The 20988-nt window shown below is 70.4% G+C and carries 19 protein-coding genes and 1 pseudogene; 12 read left to right on the top strand and 8 right to left on the bottom strand.

Translation table 11 applies throughout. The features are described 5' to 3' along the window. Positions 1–13 precede the first annotated feature (13 nt). The 8 genes from AC0KTM_RS16890 to AC0KTM_RS16855 all read left to right on the top strand — a co-directional run bounded on the left by AC0KTM_RS16890 (position 14) and on the right by AC0KTM_RS16855 (position 8080). Positions 14–598, top strand: a complete 585-nt coding sequence (locus AC0KTM_RS16890; protein ID WP_472416207.1) for a DUF1707 SHOCT-like domain-containing protein — start codon at positions 14–16, stop codon at positions 596–598. Positions 599–629: 31 nt separating this feature from the next. After that, positions 630–1487, top strand: a complete 858-nt coding sequence (gene map, locus AC0KTM_RS16885) for a type I methionyl aminopeptidase (RefSeq protein ID WP_238956458.1) — start codon at positions 630–632, stop codon at positions 1485–1487. 25 nt (positions 1488–1512) lie between these two features. Continuing rightward, complete coding sequence (locus AC0KTM_RS16880) at positions 1513–3033, top strand: cobyric acid synthase (protein ID WP_238956457.1); 1521 nt, start codon at positions 1513–1515, stop codon at positions 3031–3033. 153 nt (positions 3034–3186) lie between these two features. Next, positions 3187–3738, top strand: a complete 552-nt coding sequence (locus AC0KTM_RS16875; protein WP_225328598.1) for an alpha/beta hydrolase — start codon at positions 3187–3189, stop codon at positions 3736–3738. A gap of 20 nt (positions 3739–3758) precedes the next feature. Further along, on the top strand, positions 3759–5153 hold the full coding sequence (locus AC0KTM_RS16870; protein ID WP_275254179.1) for a glutamine synthetase family protein: 1395 nt from the start codon (positions 3759–3761) through the stop codon (positions 5151–5153). Next, the gene (locus AC0KTM_RS16865; protein ID WP_238956456.1) at positions 5134–5931 is read left to right on the top strand and encodes a gamma-glutamyl-gamma-aminobutyrate hydrolase family protein; all 798 of its coding nucleotides are present in this window, start codon (positions 5134–5136) and stop codon (positions 5929–5931) included. The genes AC0KTM_RS16870 and AC0KTM_RS16865 overlap by 20 nt, the downstream gene beginning before the upstream one ends. 1 nt (position 5932) lies before the next feature. After that, positions 5933–7297: an aldehyde dehydrogenase family protein gene (locus AC0KTM_RS16860; RefSeq protein WP_238956455.1), complete on the top strand. Its 1365-nt coding sequence runs from the start codon at positions 5933–5935 to the stop codon at positions 7295–7297. Positions 7298–7300: 3 nt separating this feature from the next. Then, positions 7301–8080, top strand: coding sequence for a 3-oxoacyl-ACP reductase (locus AC0KTM_RS16855; RefSeq protein WP_238956454.1), 780 nt, complete (start codon positions 7301–7303; stop codon positions 8078–8080). Here the strand turns inward: AC0KTM_RS16855 and AC0KTM_RS16850 are convergent. The 6 genes and pseudogenes from AC0KTM_RS16850 to nicT all read right to left on the bottom strand — a co-directional run bounded on the left by AC0KTM_RS16850 (position 8077) and on the right by nicT (position 14018). Continuing rightward, positions 8077–9027, bottom strand: a complete 951-nt coding sequence (locus AC0KTM_RS16850; protein ID WP_238956453.1) for a PPE family protein — start codon at positions 9025–9027, stop codon at positions 8077–8079. The two genes, AC0KTM_RS16855 and AC0KTM_RS16850, sit on opposite strands and share 4 nt — an antisense overlap. A 116-nt stretch (positions 9028–9143) precedes the next feature. Further along, complete coding sequence (locus AC0KTM_RS16845; protein ID WP_225341282.1) at positions 9144–9605, bottom strand: hypothetical protein; 462 nt, start codon at positions 9603–9605, stop codon at positions 9144–9146. Between the two features lie 82 nt (positions 9606–9687). Further along, positions 9688–10812, bottom strand: coding sequence for an alkaline phosphatase family protein (locus AC0KTM_RS16840; protein WP_472416205.1), 1125 nt, complete (start codon positions 10810–10812; stop codon positions 9688–9690). 106 nt (positions 10813–10918) lie between these two features. Next, positions 10919–11785, bottom strand: a pseudogene (locus AC0KTM_RS16835) (Kae1-like domain-containing protein); the annotation flags it as partial. 18 nt (positions 11786–11803) lie between these two features. Then, positions 11804–12301, bottom strand: coding sequence for a hydrogenase maturation protease (locus tag AC0KTM_RS16830; protein WP_225330145.1), 498 nt, complete (start codon positions 12299–12301; stop codon positions 11804–11806). A gap of 577 nt (positions 12302–12878) precedes the next feature. Next, entirely contained in the window at positions 12879–14018 is a 1140-nt protein-coding gene (nicT, locus tag AC0KTM_RS16825) for a Nickel transporter NicT (RefSeq protein WP_225330146.1), read from the bottom strand. 156 nt (positions 14019–14174) lie between these two features. Here nicT and AC0KTM_RS16820 point away from each other — a divergent pair, with 156 nt between their 5' ends. Next, positions 14175–14666 (top strand): Fur family transcriptional regulator, encoded by a 492-nt coding sequence (locus tag AC0KTM_RS16820; protein ID WP_225330147.1) that lies wholly within the window; start codon positions 14175–14177, stop codon positions 14664–14666. A gap of 2 nt (positions 14667–14668) precedes the next feature. On the opposite strand, the gene mtr is transcribed toward AC0KTM_RS16820, so the two are convergent. Further along, positions 14669–16048: a mycothione reductase gene (gene mtr, locus AC0KTM_RS16815; protein ID WP_225330148.1), complete on the bottom strand. Its 1380-nt coding sequence runs from the start codon at positions 16046–16048 to the stop codon at positions 14669–14671. 2 nt (positions 16049–16050) lie between these two features. Next, entirely contained in the window at positions 16051–17076 is a 1026-nt protein-coding gene (locus AC0KTM_RS16810) for an alpha/beta hydrolase (RefSeq protein ID WP_225330149.1), read from the bottom strand. 166 nt (positions 17077–17242) lie between these two features. On the opposite strand from AC0KTM_RS16810, the gene mqo reads away from it, so the two are divergent. The 3 genes from mqo to AC0KTM_RS16795 are packed head-to-tail and all read left to right on the top strand — an operon-like array spanning position 17243 to position 20977. Further along, complete coding sequence (mqo, locus tag AC0KTM_RS16805) at positions 17243–18676, top strand: malate dehydrogenase (quinone) (RefSeq protein WP_255641950.1); 1434 nt, start codon at positions 17243–17245, stop codon at positions 18674–18676. Beyond that, a complete protein-coding gene (locus tag AC0KTM_RS16800; RefSeq protein ID WP_225330151.1) occupies positions 18669–19139 on the top strand; it encodes a GNAT family N-acetyltransferase in 471 nt (156 codons plus the stop codon). The genes mqo and AC0KTM_RS16800 overlap by 8 nt, the downstream gene beginning before the upstream one ends. Further along, entirely contained in the window at positions 19136–20977 is a 1842-nt protein-coding gene (locus tag AC0KTM_RS16795; RefSeq protein ID WP_472416202.1) for a magnesium chelatase subunit D family protein, read from the top strand. The genes AC0KTM_RS16800 and AC0KTM_RS16795 overlap by 4 nt, the downstream gene beginning before the upstream one ends. The last annotated feature ends 11 nt before the right edge of the window (positions 20978–20988 follow it).

The raw sequence follows: 20988 nt of genomic DNA, 5'->3' as shown, positions 1-20988 counted from the left end.
GTAAATTGCGAGCATGACCGATACCGGCGGCGACATGGTGGCGCTGCGCGTCTCCGACGCCGACCGCAACGGCACGATGCGGCGGCTGCACAACGCGGTCGCGCTCGGGCTGATCGACATCGACGAATTCGAGCAGCGCTCGTCGCAGGTGTCCTACGCGCGCACGCGCGGCGAGCTGGACGGTCTGGTCGGCGATCTGCCGGGGCCGGGCGCCATCGTCACCTCGGCGGCCGACAGGGTGGAACTGCGCGGCTGGGCGGGCTCGCTCAAGCGGCACGGCGAATGGACGGTGCCCACCCGCCTGGCGCTGGTGCGCCGGCTGGGCTCGGTGGAACTCGACCTCACCAAGGCCCGGTTCGCCGGGCCGGTGGTGGTCATCGAACTGGACATGCGGTTCGGCTCGGTGGAGATCCGATTGCCCGATGGCACCAGCGCGTCGATCGACGACGTCGAGGTCTACGTCGGCAGCGCCAGCGATCGCCGCAAAGACCCGCCCGGCGAGGGCAGGCCGCACGTCGTGCTGACCGGGCGGGTGGTGTGCGGCTCGGTGATCATCCGGGGCCCGCGCCGCTCGCTGCTGCGCCGCCAGCGACTCTGATCGGCCCGGGGGGCCCGGTTAAGCTGGTCGCATGCCCGCTCGCACCGCGCTTTCCCCCGGAGAGTTGTCCCCGACTCTGCCGGTGCCCGGCAGCATCCCGCGCCCCGAGTACGCCTGGAAGCCGACGGTCCAGGAGGGCAGCGAACCGTGGGTGCAGACGCCCGAGGTGATCGAGAAGATGCGGGTCGCCGGCCGCATCGCGGCGCGCGCGCTGGTGGAGGCCGGCAAGGCGGTCGCGCCGGGCGTGACCACCGACCAGCTTGACCGGATCGCCCACGAATACATGGTCGACCACGGCGCCTACCCGTCGACGCTGGGCTACAAGGGCTTTCCGAAGTCGTGCTGCACGTCGCTCAACGAGGTCATCTGCCACGGCATCCCCGACTCGACGGTGATCGCCGACGGCGACATCGTCAACATCGACGTCACCGCCTACATCGACGGGGTGCACGGCGACACCAACGCCACGTTCCTGGCCGGCGATGTCTCGGAAGAACACCGGCTGCTGGTGGAGCGAACCCGGGAGGCGACGATGCGCGCCATCAACGCCGTGAAGCCCGGGCGTGCCCTGTCGGTCGTCGGCCGCGTCATCGAGTCGTACGCGAATCGGTTCGGCTACAACGTGGTTCGCGACTTCACCGGTCACGGCATCGGCACCACGTTTCACAACGGCCTGGTCGTCCTGCACTACGACCAGCCATCCGTGTCGACGATCATGCAGCCGGGCATGACGTTCACCATCGAGCCGATGATCAACCTCGGCGGCCTGGACTACGAGATCTGGGACGACGGCTGGACGGTGGTCACCAAGGACCGCAAGTGGACCGCGCAGTTCGAGCACACCCTGCTGGTCACCGACACCGGCGCCGAAATCCTCACGCTGCCGTGAGGCTCCCACTGCTCGCCACGACGAGGTGAGCGGGGCGCTGCTGGTCGCCGGCACCAGCTCCGACGCCGGCAAATCGGTGGTGGTCGCCGCCCTGTGCCGGCTACTGGCCCGCCGCGGAATTCGGGTCGCCCCGTTCAAGGCGCAGAACATGTCCAACAACTCCGTGGTCACCGTCGAAGGCGGCGAAATCGGCCGCGCCCAGGCGATTCAGGCCCGCGCGGCCGGTCTGGAACCCAGCGTGCGGTTCAACCCGATCCTGCTCAAACCGGGCAGCGACCGCACCTCGCAGCTCGTGATCAAGGGCCGGGTCGCCGACTCGGTCAGCGCGAAAAGCTATGTGCGACACCGCGATCAGCTCGCCGCCGTCGTGCTCGACGAATTGACGTGCCTGCGCGACGAATTCGACGCAGTGATCTGCGAGGGTGCGGGCTCTCCCGCCGAAATCAACCTGCGCGCCACGGATTTGGCCAACATGGGATTGGCCCGGGAGGCCAACCTGCCGGTGGTCCTGGTCGGCGACATCGACCGCGGCGGCCTGCTCGCGCACCTGTTCGGCACGGTCGCGGTGCTCGAGCCCGACGACCAGGCGCTGATCTCCGGTTTCATCGTCAACAAATTCCGGGGCGATCCCGCGCTGCTGGAGCCGGGATTGCGCCAGCTGCAGGCCATGACGGGCCGGCCCACCTACGGGGTGCTGCCGTACGCCGACGAGCTGTGGCTCGACGCCGAGGACTCCCTGTCGGTGGTCGCGCACCGCGTCATCGGCGCGCCCGCCCCGCCGCGCGGTGACGAGTGGTTGCGGGTGGCGGCGGTCCGGCTGCCCCGGATTTCCAACTCCACCGACGTCGAGGCGCTGGCGTGCGAACCGGGGGTGTTGGTGCGCTGGGCCGCCGACCCCGCCGACGCGGCCGACGCCGACCTGATCGTCGTCCCCGGCAGCAAGGCCACCGTCGCCGACCTGTCCTGGCTGCGCGAGCGCGGCCTGGCCGAGGCAGTCATGGCGCACGCGCGGGCCGGCAAGCCGGTGCTGGGGATCTGCGGGGGATTTCAGATGCTGTGCCGTCGCATCGACGACCCGGTGGAGTCCGGGGCGGGCGACGTGCCGGGGCTGGGCCTGCTGGACGCCGACATCGCCTTCGATCCGGCCAAGACCTTGCGCCGCTGGCAACGTGGGATCGACGGTCCCTTGAGCGGGTACGAGATCCACCACGGGCGGATCGCCCGCTGCGCCGAGCAAACGTGGTTCGACGCGGGCGCCGAGCCGCGACCGCAAGGTGTGGTGCGCGGCGCGGTCTTTGGGACGCATTGGCACGGCCTGCTCGACAACGACGACTTCCGGCGCGCCTGGCTCACCCGGGTCGCCGACGCCGCCGGCCGGCGCGGCTTCGTCGTCGACGACGGCACCAACGTCGCGGCGCGACGCGACGCCCAACTCGATCTCGCCGCCGACCTGCTGGCCGCCCACCTCGACGTCGACGCCGTCCTCGGGCTGCTGCACGGGCCGCCACCGACGCGGCCCTGTCTCGTAAGTCGGTTGCGCCCGTAGGACTTTCGTCGACGTCGCGAAGTGAACATCGCCGTTGACGCCGTGGCCGTAACGCCGTCATACGATGCCGGTGGAAACTGTGTCCCTGTATCACATGCCCCAGAATCGTCGCGCACCCATGCCGTTTGGCTGTAGCGTGCTTGGGTGTCCTCGATGATGACCACCCTGGAGGGGTTCCCGGTCCCGGTCGTTGTGGCCGGACCGGAGACGGGCGTCGTCGTCGTCATATTGGGCGACGAGGAGCGCGCCCCCGCCGCGTATGACGCGGTCTGCGAGCGCCTGCACACCGCATCGCTGCGGACGGTCGTCGTCGGTTTCGACCCGCGGCTGACCCCCAAGTCGGTGATCGGCATTCTCGACGCGCTGGGAATCGGCTGGGCCGTCGTCATGGGCGACCGCGCCGGCGGCGACCTCGCCTGGGAACTGACGGCGACCCGGCTGGGCCGGTTCGTGGGACTGGTGGTGATCGATCGCGGGCATCCGCGCGCCGGCGACCGCGACGGCGCCATCCGCGACGGACATTGCCCGCCGGTCGAGATCGGCACCACCGTGTTGGTCAGCTCGCCGGCCGCCCGGTCGGTGGCCCAGGCCAGCCAGCAGTACGTCTACGCCGACTACCGGGTGGTGCACCTGGGACGGCGCACCGTGCAGGAGTCGACGGCGCAATTGGCCGCCGAGATCATTTTGCGCACCAGCACCTGGTAGCGCCTGGTTGACTAGCGGTCATGGCCTCCGAAGATGACGCCGTGACCGGCCCGAACGCCGCGATGCTCTCGCTGACCGCCCTGCAGCAACTGGTGGCCGGCGGCGCGGTGGACACGGTCATCGTGGCATTCGCCGACATGCAGGGACGCCTGGTCGGCAAGCGGGTGGACGCGCACCTGTTCGTCGACGAGGTGGCCGCCCACGGCGCCGAGTGCTGCGGCTATCTGCTGGCGGTCGACGTCGACATGAACACCGTCGGTGGCTACGCGATGTCGAGCTGGGACACCGGATACGGCGACGCGGTGCTGACGCCTGACCTGTCCACCCTGCGGCGCATTCCCTGGCTGCCCGGGACCGCGTTGGTGATCGCCGACGTGGGCTGGGCGGACGGCAGCCCGGTCGCCGTGTCGCCGCGGGCCATCCTGCGCCGCCAACTCGACCGGCTGGCCCAGCGCGGGCTGATCGCCGACGCCGCGACCGAGCTGGAATTCATGGTGTTCGACGAGCCGTATCGCCAGGCGTGGGCCAGCGGATACCGCGGGCTGACCCCGGCCAGCGACTACAACATCGACTATGCGATCGCGGCGTCGTCGCGCATGGAGCCGCTGCTGCGCGACATCCGGCGCGGGATGGCCGGCGCGGGACTGCAATTCGAGGCCGTCAAAGGCGAATGCAACAGGGGGCAGCAGGAGATCGGATTCCGCTACGACGAGGCGCTGGTCACCTGCGACAACCACGTCATCTACAAGAACGGGGCCAAGGAGATCGCCGATCAGCACGGCAAAAGCCTGACCTTCATGGCGAAATACGATGAGCGAGAAGGCAACAGCTGCCACGTACACCTCTCGCTGCGCGACCCGCAGGGTAGCGCGGTGTTCGCCGACCCCGGCCGCCCGCACGGCATGTCGTCGACATTCGGCAGCTTCCTGGCCGGCCTGCTGGCCACCCTGCGCGACTTCACCCTGTTCTATGCGCCGAACATCAACTCCTACAAGCGATTCGCCGACGGCAGCTTCGCGCCCACCGCGCTGGCCTGGGGGCTGGACAACCGCACCTGCGCACTGCGGGTGGTCGGCCACGGGCCCAACACACGGGTCGAGTGCCGGGTGCCCGGCGGCGACGTCAACCCGTATCTGGCGGTGGCGGCGATCGTCGCCGGCGGGCTGTACGGTGTCGAACGGGGCCTCGAGCCACCGGAGCCTTACGCGGGGAACGCCTATCACGCCCCCGGCGTCGAGCGGCTGCCCGCCACCCTGGCCGAGGCGGCCTCGGCCTTCGAGCGCTCGACCCTCGCGCGGGAGGTGTTCGGCGACGACGTGGTCGCCCACTACCTGAACAACGCCCGCGTGGAGCTGGCGGCCTTCAACGCGGCGGTCACCGACTGGGAAAGGACGCGTGGTTTTGAACGGCTCTGAGCTGGATGGTGGCGACCCGCTGCGCCCGGCTGCGCCGCGCTTGCGATCGCCACAGGCACCAAGCCGCCCGGTGGTGGGCCTGACCACGTACCTGGAGCGGGTGCAGACCGGGATCTGGGACATCCCGGCCGGATACCTGCCGACCGACTACTTCGAGGGCGTCATCCAGGCCGGCGGGATCGCCGTGCTGCTGCCCCCGCAACCGGTGGACGCCGAGATCGTCGGCGCGGTGCTCGACGGCCTGCACGCGCTGGTGATCACCGGCGGCTATGACCTCGACCCCGCCAGCTACGGCCAGCAACCGCATCCGGCGACCGACGAACCCCGCACCGACCGCGACGCCTGGGAGTTCGCGCTGCTGCGCGGCGCGCTGGACCGGGGGCTGCCGGTGCTCGGGATCTGCCGCGGCGCACAGGTGCTCAACGTCGCGCTCGGCGGCACGCTGCACCAGCACCTGCCCGACGTGCTCGGGCACTGCGGGCACCGCGCCGGCGACGGGGTGTTCACCCGGTTGCCGGTGCGCACCGTGGCGGGCACCCGGCTGGCCGCGCTGGTGGGGGAGAGCGCCGACGCCCCGTGCTATCACCACCAGGCCATCGACCGCGTCGGGGACGGGCTGGTGGTCAGCGCGACCGATGCCGACGGCGTCGTCGAGGCCCTGGAGCTCCCCGGGGACCGGTTTGTGCTTGCCGTGCAATGGCATCCGGAACAGTCCCTGGAGGATCTGCGGTTGTTCGCCGCGATCGTGGACGCGGCCCGGTCGTATGCGGGGTGCTGACATGAGCGCCACCCAACTGATCAACCCGGCGACCGAGGAAGTGCTGCGCTCGGTCGAGCACGTCGACGCCGCGGCCGTCGACGACGCGGTGGCCCGGGCCCGGGCGGCGCAGCGGCGGTGGGCGCGGCGGTCACCGGCCGAACGGGCGGCCGGCCTAAGGGCTTTCGCCGCCGCCGTCGACACCCATGTCGACGAGCTGGCGGCCCTCGAGGTCGCCAACGCGGGGCATCCCGTCGCCTCGGCCGAGTGGGAGGCCGGCCACGTCCGCGACGTGCTGACCTACTACGCCGCCAGCCCGGAACGATTGTCCGGCAAGCAAATTCCGGTGGCCGGCGGCCTGGACGTCACCTTCAACGAGCCGCTGGGTGTGGTCGGGGTGATCACCCCGTGGAACTTCCCGATGCCCATCGCCTCCTGGGGCTTCGCGCCGGCCCTGGCCGCCGGCAACGCCGTGCTGATCAAGCCCGCCGAGGCGACGCCGCTGACCACGATCCGGCTCGGCGAGCTGGCGGCGGAGGCCGGCCTGGACGAAGGCCTGCTCCAGGTGTTGCCCGGGCCGGGCGCGGTGGTCGGGGAGCGGTTCGTCACGCACCCCGACATCGCCAAGATCGTGTTCACCGGCTCGACCGAAGTCGGCAAAAGGGTGCTGGCCGGCGCGGCCGCCCGGGTGAAGCGGGTGACCCTGGAGCTGGGCGGCAAGAGCGCCAACATCGTGTTCGCCGACTGCGATCTGGAGCGGGCCGCCGCCACCGCGCCGGCCGGCGTCTTCGACAATGCCGGGCAGGACTGCTGCGCCCGCAGCCGGATCCTGGTGCAGCGCAGCGTGTATGACCGCTTCATGGAGCTGCTCGAACCCGCGGTCAAGGGCGTCGTCGTCGGCGATCCCGCGTCCCGGGACACCGAGATGGGCCCGCTGGTGTCGGCCGCGCACCGCGCCAAGGTGGCCTCCTACGTGCCCGACGGCGCGCCGGTCGCGTTTCGCGGCACCGCGCCGAGCGGGCGCGGATTCTGGTTCCCGCCAACGGTTCTGACCCCGCAGCGCACCGACCGCAGCGTCACCGAGGAGATCTTCGGCCCGGTGGTCACCGTGCTGGCCTTCGACGACGAGCAGGACGCCGTCGCGCTGGCCAACGACACCGCCTACGGCCTGTCCGGATCGATCTGGACGCGCGATCTGTCGCGTGCCCTGCGCGTGTCTCGCGCGGTCGAATCCGGCAATCTGTCGGTGAATTCGCACTCATCGGTCCGGTACAACACCCCGTTCGGTGGGTTCAAGCAGTCGGGCCTGGGCCGCGAGCTGGGCCCGGATGCGCCGTTGGGATTCACCGAGACCAAGAACGTCTTCATCGCGATCGGAGAGGATTAGGCGGTGGCGGTCGATCTCACCCAACGGTTGGCGGGCCGGGTCGCCGTCGTCACCGGCGCCGGCGGCGGCATCGGGTTGGCGTCGGCGCGGCGCATGCGTGCCGAAGGCGCCACCATCGTGGTCGCCGACGTCGACGGCGACGCGGGCGCCGCCGCGGCCGACGAGCTGTCCGGCCTGTTCGTGCCCACCGACGTCGCCGACGAGGACGCGGTCAACGCGTTGTTCGATACCGCGGCCCAGGCCTACGGCCGCGTCGACATCGCGTTCAACAACGCCGGCATCTCGCCGCCCGATGACGACCTCATCGAGAACACCGAACTGCCCGCCTGGCAACGCGTCCAGGACGTCAACCTGAAGTCGGTGTACCTCTGCTGCCGGGCGGCGTTGCGGCACATGGTCCCCGCGCGGCGGGGCTCGATCATCAACACGGCGTCGTTCGTCGCCGTCCTGGGGTCGGCGACGTCGCAAATCTCCTACACCGCCTCCAAGGGCGGCGTGCTGGCCATGTCGCGGGAACTGGGGGTGCAGTTCGCCCGGCAGGGCATCCGGGTGAACGCCCTGTGCCCGGGGCCGGTCAACACCCCACTGCTGCAAGAGCTTTTCGCCAAGGACCCCGAACGGGCCGCGCGCCGGCTGGTGCACGTGCCGGTGGGCCGCTTCGCCGACCCCGGCGAAATCGCTGCCGCGGTCGCGTTTTTGGCGAGCGACGACGCGTCGTTCATCACGGCGTCGACGTTCCTGGTCGACGGCGGCATCAGCTCGGCCTACGTGACCCCGCTCTAGCCGCCGTATTCGCCGGCCGGATGCCGCACCGGCCGTGACCACGCGCGCGTGTTCGCCCGCCGGTCCCCGCGCAACGCCTGGGCGTCGGGTGCGGCCGTGGCCCAGGTGCGCGGCACCGACAGCGCGCCGAGCGATATCCCGCGGCCGAGGCGCGCGCTGACCCCGTTGGCGGCGGCCGGTTTGGGGAAAAGTGTTCGCAGCGCCGCCGCCTTGTTCATCGAATTCAGGTGGCCGATCGCGAAATCCGACGGCGCGGTCAGCGAATTGAGCTTCGACAGCGACGGTGTCACCGAGGCAAGGGACGCCTCGAACGTGGTCTGCGTTGCCGACGACAGGTGCTTGAGGGCACCCGGAATGGCCGACATCACTTGGCGGGCGGCCGATACGACCTCGGGCGCCGCCTTCAACGGCCAGGTGTCTGCGGGTGCACCGGCATCGGCGGGCGGCGGGGCGAACGGGGTCATCGTCACCGCGTTGGCGGCGGCGCAGGCGTAGGCGTACATGGCACCGGCGTTGCGCGCCCACATGGCGTCGTATTCGGTGTCGACGTCCGCGATCGCCGCGCTGTGCTGGCCCAGACAGTTCGCCGACACCAGCGCCGTGCGGCGCGTGCGGTTGCCGGCGATCGCCGGTGGGGGCACCGTCGCCGCGAACGCCGCCTCGTGCGCCCCGGCCGCCGCACCGAGCTGGACGGCCGCCTCCTGGCTTCGTGCGGCGTTGGCGTCCAGCCAGTCGGTGTAGAGCGCGGCGGCGTCGCGCAGCGCCGAGGGCGTGCCCTCCCATTGCGCCGCCAGCTTCGCGGTCACCGCCCGGTAGTCGGCCGCCGCGGTGCACAGCCACGCGGCGAGTTTGTCCCACGCCGCGGCGGCCGCGACCATCGACCCCGCGCCGGGACCCGAATACATCAGCCCGGAGTTGATCTCCGGCGGGAGCGTCGCGAAATCCATCACAGCCTCCGCCGGGGGAGGGCGGTGTGGTTGGTGCTCGAAAACATGGGGGCGTCCTTCACGAGATAGGCACGGGGGTGACAAGCCCTTTCGCGCGAATGCGCGGCGTGCGGCGATCAGACGCGGGCGATGCAGAGCCGGGTCAAGGTATCTCGGTCGGCGGGAATGGTTGCGGGAGAACGGGATTGGGTGTCGTCGGGCGGGACCCGCGCCGGGCCGAACATCGTCGGCGCCGGCGACAGGGCCGAGTGGGCTGACCAACGGTTCCAGGACTGGGGCCGTTCCTTCGTCATCCACATGCTGTGGAACGGCTTCTTGGTGGTGTTGTTGGCCGGCGCCGGCGACTGCGCCGCGGCCAGCGCCGGGCGGGCGACGGCCGCGTCGCGGCCCCGCGGGAGCGCGTGCGCGCCGGCCCCCGGGGTGGCGCCGGACCAGGCGGCCGGCTCCGGCAGGGTCGCCGCGGCGAACTGGGGCCGCAGCGACGAACCCGCGATCAGGGCGACGAACACACCCAGCGCTGCGACGATCGCGGTGGCGAGCTGCCACCGCCGAGTTTCACCGCCGCCCCGGAACAACACAGTGGGCCGAATGTACAACGTCAATCGTGGTAAACCGGTCGGAACGAGCTGTGAAGTCGGTCCGAATCCACGGTCGGTGCAGCTAGGGGCGGAAAACGATGAGCGGGATCGCCATCTCGGCCGGGCTGGCTCCGCCGTGGAAACCGATCAGGCGGGACGCTTCTGGGGGCTCGTGCGCGCTGGCCAGCACCGCCGTGTCGCCCGAGCAGACGACCACCACGTCGCCGAGCCGCTCCAGGTGCGCCGCGGCGACCGGCCCGAACATCCCGGTGTTCACCGCCTGCTCGCGGCTGTACACGGTGGCCCGGGCGCCCAGGACCTCGGCCCATGCGGCCTGCACATCGGGCCCGGCGCCCGGTTCGGTATGCAGGTAGCGGACCCGAGGCTCGCCGGCGACCACCCGGACGCCCTGAACCAACCGCGGATCGGCGTCCAGGTCGATACGGGCCTCCGGCGGGACGTTGAGGCCCCCGTGGTCGGCGGTCACCAGCAGCGCCGCGTTCGGCGGCAGCGCCTCGAGCAGGCGCGAGAGGAGCGCGTCGACGCTGGCCGCCGCCGCATGCCACTGCTCGGAGCTGACGCCGAAGACGTGCGCCGCGGTGTCGAGCTCGGCGGTGTAGCCGTAGACCAGCCCGGGCGCCGAAAGCAGGTCGTCGATCACCAGCCGCGCGTAGTCGTCGGCGGGGCCGGCGGGGCGAAATTCCGCACCGCGGTAGGCGGCCTCGGTCAGCCCGCTGCCGAGGAACGGCGCCGGCAGCACCGCGCGGGCGCTGACGCCGGCCTCTTTGAGCCGCTGGAACCAGGTCGGCACCGGCTGCCAGACGGTCGGGGACGGGTCGTCGCGCCACCGGACGTGGTTGAGCACCGTCTCGGTGCCCGGCACCCGCAGGGTGAAGCCCAGCACGCCGTGCTCGCCGGGCGCCGCGCCGGTGCCCAGGGACACCAGGCTGGTCGGCGTGGTCGACGGGAAGGTGCACTCCAGCTGGGTCAGCCGGCCGGTGGCGCCGGCCAGCGCGGAGGCCAGCAGCGGCGCGCCGCCGGCCAGCCGCGGAAGCAGGTGCCAGCCCAACCCGTCCACCAGCACGACGAGCACCCGGTCGATCCGATCGGAGCCGGCCCGGTCGGTCACCGCCAGCGTGTCGACCGCGCCCGGAACGCCGAGCAGGGCGGCCGCGGCGGGCAGCACGTCGCGCAGGGAACCGGACACCGGGCCAGTCTGACGTCGAAGCTAGACGCGCGCCAGTCGATGGTCGGTCACCGGCAATTGCCGGTTCGTGCTGTCAGCCAGCGCGCACAGCTGGCGGCGGTGGTCGTCATCGCGTCGCCTCCTCCCGCGCCGTCAGCACCGAGACCGCGGCCCGGCCCAGCGCGGGTCCGCCCTCGTTCGGCGGCACACTGTGATGGGCGAGAACCTCAAAACCATTGCGCTGCAATACATCACGGCAGGCACACGTCGGCAGAACATTCTGGAACACCCCGCCGGTGAGGCCCACCAACCGGGTCGTGCCGGCCACCCGCGCGACCACGTCGGCGACCGCGTCCGCGACGGCGTGGTGGAAGGCCGCGGCCAGCACCGCGCGCGGCGTCCCGGCATACAGCGCCGCGACCATCGTCTGCACCATCGGCACCGGATCGATCACCCCGTCAGAGCGCACCGCCAGCGGCAACGACGGACGTGGCCGCCCGGGATCGTGGTCGGCCGACTCCGCCAGCGCCTCGAGCTCGATGGCGGCTTGCCCCTCGTAGTCGATACGGTGCCGCACCCCGAGCAGGGAGGCGACCGCGTCGAACAGCCGTCCCATGCTCGAGCAGGGCACACAGCCCGTCCCGGTCTCCAGTTGCGAACGAACCAGGCGCAGTTCGTCATCGGTCGCGGCGGCGACGGGCGCCAGATCCGGAGTCCAGTCGATGTCGGCCGCCCAGAGCTGGGACAGCGCCATCCGCCACGGATTGCGCACCGCTGCATCGCCGCCCGGCAGCGGCACCGGCAACAGGTGGCCGGCCCGGACGAAACGGTGGCTCCGGGCGTCCAGCGTCAAAATCTCACCGCCCCAGATCATTTCGTCGCAGCCGTAACCGGTGCCGTCGAAAAAGACCCCGACGATGGGTTCGCCGATGCGCCCGTGTTCGGCCAGCAGCGACACCACGTGGGCGTCGTGGTGCTGAACCAGATCCGGCGGTATGCCCAGACACATGATTCAGCACCTGTCTTCGGCCGCGAACAATGGCGATCCGTGCAACGCCGCGACGATCTCTTCGACCGCCCGCGCCGCCCGGGGGACGGCCTTGGCGACGGGTTCGGTCAGCCCGATGCCCTCGTCGACGCTGCCCGCCTCGCACCCGACGACCACGGTGTAGGGCGGACGGCCGCCCAGCGCCCGCAGGCTGGCGAAGACCGCGGCCGGATCCATGCTGTGACCATCCAGACCGACTGTCCGCGAAGGTGATTCGTGATCGGCCTGAAAGACGTGCAACGTGCCGGGATGGCCGCGGCTGGGTACGGCGTCGACGAGGACCAGCGTGTCCCACTCCTCGAGCAGGTCATAGGCCAGGTGCATCCCTCTGATTCCGTAGTCGATGACCTGGACTGTCGGATCATCCTGCGGCAGTTCGGCATTGCGGACCACTTCCGAGCCGAACCCGTCGTCCCCCAGGAAGATGTTGCCGATCCCGGCTACCAGGATGCGCGCTGTCATGCCGGCACCCGGGTCGGCCGGCCGGGATCGTCCACCTCGCGCCACTGCGCTTGTCTTGCTGAAGTTTCCGTCGGCTGCACCGGGCGATCCGCCATGGCGTCACCCCCGACGGGTGACTGTGTCGGCGCTTGCGGTCTGTCCAGGGACTTGCCTTCCATTCCAGTCTCTTCGGGTCGCGCTGACGGGCATTCGTCGGTGCGTGCGAAAGGGAGCGCGCCGACCCGGTAGCTGACCTACCGGGCGCGGCGCGTTCGGATGGTGAGTTGGTTGCCGTGATGGCGCCACGGCGGTTGTGTGTCGACGGTGCGTTCCGTGATACCCCTCAAACTTCGAATCACGGTTCCGTGCAGACGCGACGCGGCGCCCGAGGCCTTGCCGCGCAGAGCATGGGTCAACGGTTGTGCTGTCTTGACTGCTGCTTCCGTTGGCATGCTGCAGCTTTCCGGAGCCGGGCCGGGGCTCCTGCGCCGCCGGAGTCGACCGTCGGCCCACTTGCGCGGCGCTGTTTTTTGGGTCTACTCCCGCTGCCGGGCGTTGTCAACGCTTCGCGCCGCGCACGCCCGTGCCCGGTGACCCGCTAGGTCGCGGACTCGGCCCCCAGATCGGCGGGGCCCCACTTCTCTTCGATGCGGCCGTAGCGCCAGACGAGCAGGGCCACCGCCCAGGTGACGACGAACATGCCGACGACGATGTAGCCCACCGTGTTGAGGTCGAGCCCGCCGATCCAGTTCCAGAACGCGCCCCGCCAACCGAATTGGTCGGCGAACAGGACGAGCAGTTCGACGCTCCCGATCAGCAGGGCGACCGCCACCGACAGCGCGGTGATGGTGATGTTGTAGTAGATCTTGCGCACCGGATTGGAAAAGGCCCACCCGTAGGCGAAATTCATGAACGAGCCGTCGATGGTGTCCAGCAGGCACATGCCCGCGGTGAACAGCACCGGCAGGCACACGATGGCGTACCACGGCAGCCCGGCCGCGGCGCTGGTGCCGGCCAGCACCAGCAGCGCGATCTCGGTGGCGGTGTCGAAACCCAGCCCGAACAGCAACCCGATCGGATAGCAGTGCCACGACTTGGTGATCGACTTGGTGAACCGGCCGAGGAGCCGGTTCATCAGTCCGCGGCTCTGCAATTGCCGCTCGAGTTCGGCCCCGTCGGTGTCGGGATCGTATTCGCCGCGGCGCAACCGCGCGAAGACGCGCAGGATGCCGACCAGGACGATGACGTTGAGAAGGGCGATGGCGTACAGGAACACGCCGGAGACGCTGGTGCCGATCAACCCGGTGTAGTGGTGCAGCGTCGAGGAGTCGTCCTCGACCGGCCCGACGACCGTCTTCACCCCGCACGCCAGCAACAGCGCCAGCCCGAACACCACCGTGGAGTGGCCCAGCGAAAAGAAGAAGCCGACGCCCAGCGGACGCTGCCCATCGTTCATCAGCTTGCGGGTGGTGTTGTCGATGGCGGCGATGTGGTCGGCGTCGAAGGCGTGCCGCATGCCCAGGGTATAGGCCGTCAATCCGATGCCGACGCCAAAAGCTTTGCCGCCCAAGCTGTATTGGGCCGGAGCCACCAAGAGCACCAGGGTGAGCCAGCCGAGCAGGTGCAGCGCGAGGATGACCGCCAGCATCGAGGCCAGGCGCCACCACTCCGCGCGGGTCAGCGAGCCGAGCAGCCTGGTGGTCCGTGACGGCCGCCAGTCGATCTCCGTGCTGGCCACTGGGGTCCTTCCGGCGCATCCGTGCGGTGTCGGGCAGAGAACAACCGGCACGACTGTAAGTACCGCGCCGCGCCAGTTGCAAGTGAATCGCAGAATCGTGGCCCTCGATCGCGTCGAAGGCTGGCGATCCCGGCGCCGCGGCGTGACACTGAACCGGTGACGCCCAAGCCGCCATTACTCGATGCCTCGGTCACCGAGCGGATCGGCGATCTGCTGCGCGCCCGCGGGCTGCGGCGGATGGCGTCGCGGATCCAGGTGCTGGCGGTGCTCGAACCGGTCAACGGACACCTGTCGGTGGCCGAGATCGACCGGCGCATGCGTGAATGTCTGCCCCCGGGAGCCCAGGCGCCCGACGTGGCCACCGTCTACCGCACGGTGACCACCCTGGTCGATCAGGGGGTGCTGCACGCGCTGACCGTCGACGGGGGTGTCACGACCTACGGGCTGGCCACCGCGCCGCACCACCACGCGGTATGTACGAAGTGCGGCACGATCATCGAGGTGCCCGCCCGCCGGCTGAGCCTGGCGCTCGAGCATGCGATCGCGGGCAGTTCCTTCGCGCTGTCGGAGGCGGCGGGACTGACGCTGCACGGCGTGTGTCCCCAGTGCCAGAACGACGAACCCCCCGCCCGGGCGCGCCGCCGCTGAGGTCAGTGCAGACCCAGGAGCGCGTTCTCCACCACCTCGGGCAGCGCCGGGTGGATCCAGTACTGCCCGCGGGCCATCTGCGGCGCGGTCAACCCGAAGCTCATCGCCTGGATCAACGGCTGGATGATCGACGAGGCCTGATGGCCCATGATGTGCGCGCCCAGCAGGCGCCCGGTGCCGCGCTCGGCGACGAGCTTGACGATCCCGGTGGTGTCCTCCGACGCCCAGCCGTAGGCGACGTCGCCGTAGTCCTGGATCTTCACCGAGACCTTGAAACCTTTTGCGAGGGCCTCGTTTTCGGTCAGCCCCACCGAGGCGACCTGCGGATCGGTGAACACCGCCGCGGGCACGTAGCGATGGTCGGTGACGGCCATCGCTACGGTATCGTCCCAGTCGCAGAACAGGTTGTGCTGCACGACGCGCGCCTCGTGGTTGGCCACGTGCTTGAGCTCATAAGGCGACGAGACGTCGCCGAGCGCGAAAACCCCACGCGCCGTGGTCCGCTGGTACTGATCCACGGCCACCAGGCCGTCCTCGACGGCTACGCCGGCCTGCTCGAGGTCAAGCTGATCGGCGTTGGACACCCGGCCGGTCGCCACCAGCAGCGCGTCGGCGCGCACGGTGCGACCGTCGTCGAGTTGCACCGCGACGCCCGAACCGTGGTTTTCGGCGCCCACGACGTTGCGGTGGGTGTGCAGCTCCCATTTGCTCGCAGCGATGCGGGTGAAGCGCTCGCCGATGACGTCGTCGAGATGCCGCAGCAATGTGGAGCCCCGGACCACCAGGGTGACGCGCGAGCCCAGCGAGGAAAAGATGTGGGCGAATTCGGCCGCGACGAAACCGCCCCCCACGATCAACAGATGCTCCGGCAGTGCGGGGATTCGCATGATCGTGTCGCTGGTGTGGTACGTCGCGCCGCACTCGAGGATCGCCGGCGGCACCACGGCCCGCGCGCCGGCCGCGATCACCACCTGGTCGGCCGTGAACTCGTCGCCGGCGTCGGTGCGCAACAGGTAGCGCCCGTCGGCCTGGACCGGGCCGAACCGGGTGTGCTGTTTGTACACGTCGATATTGGGCGCGGAATTCCGATAATCCTCACCGCTGACCCCGATCGGATCGATGCGCCCGAAGACGCGCGAGACGATGTCGTCCCAGCGCACCCGCTCGATGCGCGCGTCGATGCCGAAGCGCGCCGCCTCCCGAATCGTCTGGGCGATTTCGGCGGCGTAGACGAACATCTTGGTCGGGATGCACCCGACGTTCAGGCAGGTGCCGCCGAAGGTGCCCTGCTCGCAGATCGCCACCCGTTTGTCGGCGAAGCGGTCATCGAGAATGCTGTTGCCCGAACCGGTTCCGATGATCGCGATGTCGTAGGTCTCCACCGTCACCCCCTTCCGAACGACACCGGGGCGTCGTTGTTGCTGGTGGGCAGGAACTCGTCCAGCCAGAGATCCAGTTCCCGGTAGGCGACGTCGCGCGGTCCCTCCAGCGACAAGAACACGTCGTGTTTGGCATCGACCACCGGAACGATGGTGCTGCGGTTCCCGATACAGCCTGCCCACCTGGCGATCTGGGTCACGTCGAGAACGGCGTCGCCGCACCGCATGGACGCCGGGTCCGCGGTTTCCGGCACGCTGTGGTCCGAGCGCAGAATCAGGTTCGGCACGCCGACGTCGAGGCCGCGGTGCAGCCGCGCCTGACCGCGGCGGACGGCGTTGAGCCAACCGAACGTGATCGGGAAGCCGCCCACGGGTTTCCACTGCAGGTTGTAGTCGAATTGCCCGCCGTAGTCGCGGTGCAACGTGGTGCCGTAGCCGCCCTCGCCCGGTGGCCGGGCCACCGCCTTGGACCGCACCCGCGACAGACCCGCGATCAGGGCGAGGGTCGCCGAACGCCGCAGAATGGCCGGGCCGGGCAACTCCAAGAACGGGCTGTTGAGCACCAGTCCGCCAATGTTGGCGTGCGCGGCCGGGTTGTGGCGGCGCAACCGGTCCAGCCACAAGGACACGATGAGCCCGCCCGCGGAATGCCCGTACACCAACACTTCGCGGGCCTGCGCGCTCACGGCTCCCAGGGCGTGCTCGAGTTCGGCGTCATAGTTGGCGAGGTCGGTGACGAAGTGCGGTGTCTGGCCGTCGCGCCGCGACCGGCCGCACTTGTGAAGGTCCAGCGCGTAGAAGGCGAAGCCGCGGGCGGCGAAGTGGTCGGCCAGCTCGGTGTGGAAGAAGTAATCGGTGTAGCCGTGCACCGCCAGCACCGCGCGCATCGCCGGGCCCGTCTGGCCGTCCGCCTGTGCCGGCCCGCGCCGGATCAGGGTCGCGACGATGTCGCCCTCACCGGCGGGATCGCAGCCGAGCGCGATGGTGCGCTGCCAATATCCGGGTAGGACATCGGGCACCCAGCCAGTCACGAGGCAAGCTTAGCTTTTGCTGGGCACGGGGAGCCGCACGTCGTCCGCGGCCACTTTGCCTCGGGATAACCTGGGGATCGGCCCAATCGAGGGAAGGACCAGCAAGCCGGTGTCATCGCTAGCCACAACCGCGCGGACGGACGTCGTGCTGGTGGGCGCGGGCATCATGAGCGCGACGCTGGGCGCGTTGCTGCGCCGGCTGCAACCGGAGTGGTCGCTGACCTTCGTCGAGCGTCTCGACGCCGTCGCGGCCGAAAGCAGCAGCCCCTGGAACAACGCCGGCACCGGGCATTCGGCGCTGTGCGAGCTGAACTACACCCCGCAGCGCCCCGACGGCTCGATCGACATCGGCAAAGCGGTGCGCATCAACGAGCAGTTCCAGGTGACCCGCCAGTTCTGGGCTTACGCCGTCGAGAACGGCATCCTGACCGATCGGCGCTTCCTGACCCGGATCCCGCACGCGAGTTTCGTGCGTGGGGCGCAGGGCGTCGACTATCTGCGGCGACGCCGGGACGCTCTGGCCGCCAACCCGCTGTTCGCCGGCATCGAATTGATCGAGGACACCGGTGAGTTCGCCCGCCGGCTGCCGTTCATGGCCGCCAAACGCGACTTCTCCACGCCGACCGGGCTGAACTGGGCCGCTCACGGCACCGATGTCGATTTCGGTGCGCTGTCGCGCCAGCTGGTCGGGTTCTGTGTCCGGGGCGGCGCGACGGCCCTGTTCGGCCACGAGGTCCGCAACCTGACCCGCGCGTCCGACGGCGGCTGGACGCTGTCCATCCGCAATCGTCGCACCGGCGAAAAGCGCCGCCAACACGCCAAATTCGTCTTCGTCGGGGCCGGCGGTGACGCACTGCCGCTGCTGCAGAAGTCCGGCATCGGCGAGGTCAAGGGCTTCGCGGGATTCCCGATCGGCGGCCAATTCCTGCGCGCCGACAACCCGGCGCTCACCACCGCGCACCGGGCCAAGGTGTACGGGGCGCCCGCACCCGGGGCCCCGCCCCTGGGGGCGCTGCATCTGGACCTGCGCTACGTCAACGGCAAGCCGTGGCTGGTGTTCGGCCCGTACGCCGGCTGGTCACCGAAGTTCTTGAAACACGGGCACTTCACCGACCTGCCCCGCTCGGTGAAGCCCCACAACCTGGCCTCATTGCTCGGTGTCGGCGCCAGCCAGCTGACGCTCGTTCGGTACCTGCTCGGCCAACTGCGACTCTCCGAACCGGACCGGCTGCGCATGCTGCGCGAATTCGCGCCCACCGCAGCGGATTCCGACTGGGAGCTGACGGTGGCCGGTCAGCGCGTGCAGGTGATCCGGCGCGACAAGCGCAAGGGCGGCGTGCTCGACTTCGACACCACGGTGGTCGGTGCCGCCGACGGCACCATCGCGGGTCTGCTCGGCGGCTCGCCCGGGGCGTCGACCGCGGTGCCGATCATGCTCGACGTGTTGCAGCGGTGCTTTGCCAACCGCTTTCAGTCGTGGCTGCCCGCGCTCAAGGAGATGGTTCCGTCGCTGGGCGCGTCGCTGTCGGATGAGCCGGCGCTCTACGACGAGGTTTTTTCGTGGGGGACAAAGGTATTGGGGTTGGATGTCAATGACTGAAGCGTTGCGGCGGATCTGGGCCAAAGACCTTGATGCCCAGACACTTTACGAGCTACTCAAGTTGAGGGTGGAGGTGTTCGTCGTCGAGCAGGCGATCCCGTATCCGGAATTGGACGGCCGTGACCTCCTCGCCGAAACCCGCCACTTCTGGCTGGAGAGGGCCGACGGCGAGGTGATCTGTACGCTGCGCCTGATGGAGGAGCACGCCGGAGGCGAGAAGGCGTTCCGCATCGGGCGGCTGTGCACCAAGCGCAGCGCCCGCGGGCAGGGCCACACCACCCGGCTGTTGCGCGCGGCCCTGGCCGAGGTGGGTGACTACCCATGCCGGATCAACGCCCAGACCTATTTGGCCGACATGTACGCCCAGCACGGATTTGTGCGCGACGGCGACGATTTCCTCGACGACGGCGTCCCCCACGTGCCCATGCTGCGGCCCGCCTCCGGTCCGGCGGCCAAGCCGTGAGGCCCTACCCGTTCAGCGCCATCGTCGGGCACGACCAGCTGCGGCTTGCCCTGCTGTTGTGCGCCGTGCGCCCCGAGATCGGCGGCGCGCTCATCCGCGGCGAAAAGGGCACCGCCAAGTCGACGGCCGTGCGCGGCCTGGCGGCGTTGCTGTCCGCGGCGACCGGCAGCGATTCCGGCCTGGTCGAAATGCCGCTCGGGGCAACCGAAGACAGGGTGATCGGCTCGCTGGATCTGCAGCGCGTGCTGCGCGACGGCGAGCACGCGTTTTCGCCGGGCCTGCTGGCCCGCGCGCACGGCGGCGTGCTCTACGTCGACGAGGTCAACCTGCTGCACGATCATCTGGTCGATGTGCTGCTCGACGCCGCGGCGATGGGGCGGGTACACATCGAACGCGACGGCATCTCGCATTCGCATGAGGCGCGATTCGTGTTGATCGGCACCATGAATCCCGAAGAGGGCGAACTGCGTCCGCAACTGTTGGACCGGTTCGGGCTCACCGTCGACGTGCACGCCTCCCGCGACGTCGACGTCCGCGTGCAGGTCATCCGGCAGCGAATGGCTTACGAGGCCGACCCGGACGGTTTCGCCGAGCGCTACGCCGCCGCCGATGCCGAGCTGGCCCGGCGCATCGCCGAGGCCCGCGCGCTCGTCGACGATGTGGTGTTGCCCAACAACGAGTTACGGCGTATCGCGGCGCTGTGCGCGGCGTTCGACGTCGACGGCATGCGCGCTGACCTGGTGGTGGCCCGCACCGCCGTCGCGCACGCCGCCTGGCGCGGGGCGCCCACCGTCGAGGAACAGGACATCCGGGTCGCCGCCGAGCTGGCGCTGCCGCATCGGCGCCGCCGCGATCCCTTCGACGATCCGGGTATCGACCGCGACCAGCTGGACGAAGCCCTGGCGCAGGCCGGCACCGACCCGGACCCCGAGCCCGACCCGCCCGGCGGGGGTCAATCGGCGGACGCCGAACCCGATGGGCCACAACGGGACTCGGGGGAGAGCCCTACGGCGGCGCCGCCGAAGACCAAGCCCAGCGCGCCGCCGTCGAAAACCTTCCGCACCCGCGCGCTGCGCGTTCCGGGTGTCGGGGAGGGCGCACCCGGGCGGCGATCACGCGCGCGCAACGCCAGCGGCAGCGTCGTCGCCGCCACCGACGAGGACGACACCAGTTGCGGCGGGCACGGCCTGCACCTGTTCGCCACGCTGCTCTCGGCCGCCGAGCGCGCCGGAGCGGGCCCGCTGCGGCCACGGCCCGACGACCTGCGGCGCGCCGTGCGCGAGGGACGCGAAGGCAACCTGGTGATCTTCGTCGTGGACGCCTCGGGCTCGATGGCCGCACGCGACCGCATGGCGGCGGTCAGCGGCGCCACGCTGTCGCTGCTGCGCGACGCCTATCAGCGCCGCGACAAGGTCGCCGTGATCACCTTCCGGCACCAGGAGGCGCGGTTGCTGTTGCCGCCCACCACCTCGGCGCACATCGCCGGCCGCCGCCTGGCCCGGTTCGACACCGGCGGCAAGACCCCGCTGGCTGAAGGCCTGCTGGCCGCGCGCGAGCTGATCGTGCGGGAGAAGGCGCGTGACCGGGCCCGCCGCGCGCTGGTGGTGGTGCTCACCGACGGCCGGGCCACCGCCGGGCCCGATCCGTTGGGCCGCACCCGATCCGCGGCGGCCCGGCTGGTCGCCGAAGGCGCCGCGGCGGTGGTCGTCGATTGCGAGACGTCGTTCGTGCGGCTCGGCTTGGCCGAGCAGCTGGCCCGCCAGCTCGGCGCCCCGGCCGTCCGGCTGGAGCAGTTGCACGCGGATTCGTTGACGCGTGCGGTGCGCGACGTGGCATGAGAAAGGTAACC

The organism is Mycobacterium sp. NTMscope_Eco_3 (assembly GCF_976985685.1).
Note: the sequence above shows the minus strand (reverse complement) of the source record. Positions and strands in the feature narration are given on the sequence as shown.

What these genes read in the sequence shown, in the direction of transcription:
- AC0KTM_RS16890 (WP_472416207.1), top strand. Translation starts at nt 14, where the DNA reads ATGACCGATACCGGCGGCGACATGGTGGCGCTGCGCGTCTCCGACGCC.
- AC0KTM_RS16875 (WP_225328598.1), top strand. Translation starts at nt 3,187, where the DNA reads ATGATGACCACCCTGGAGGGGTTCCCGGTCCCGGTCGTTGTGGCCGGA.
- mqo (WP_255641950.1), top strand. Translation starts at nt 17,243, where the DNA reads ATGAGCGCGACGCTGGGCGCGTTGCTGCGCCGGCTGCAACCGGAGTGG.
- AC0KTM_RS16870 (WP_275254179.1), top strand. Translation starts at nt 3,759, where the DNA reads ATGGCCTCCGAAGATGACGCCGTGACCGGCCCGAACGCCGCGATGCTC.
- AC0KTM_RS16800 (WP_225330151.1), top strand. Translation starts at nt 18,669, where the DNA reads ATGACTGAAGCGTTGCGGCGGATCTGGGCCAAAGACCTTGATGCCCAG.
- AC0KTM_RS16830 (WP_225330145.1), bottom strand. Translation starts at nt 12,301, where the DNA reads ATGACAGCGCGCATCCTGGTAGCCGGGATCGGCAACATCTTCCTGGGG.
- AC0KTM_RS16860 (WP_238956455.1), top strand. Translation starts at nt 5,933, where the DNA reads ATGAGCGCCACCCAACTGATCAACCCGGCGACCGAGGAAGTGCTGCGC.
- AC0KTM_RS16850 (WP_238956453.1), bottom strand. Translation starts at nt 9,027, where the DNA reads ATGGATTTCGCGACGCTCCCGCCGGAGATCAACTCCGGGCTGATGTAT.
- map (WP_238956458.1), top strand. Translation starts at nt 630, where the DNA reads ATGCCCGCTCGCACCGCGCTTTCCCCCGGAGAGTTGTCCCCGACTCTG.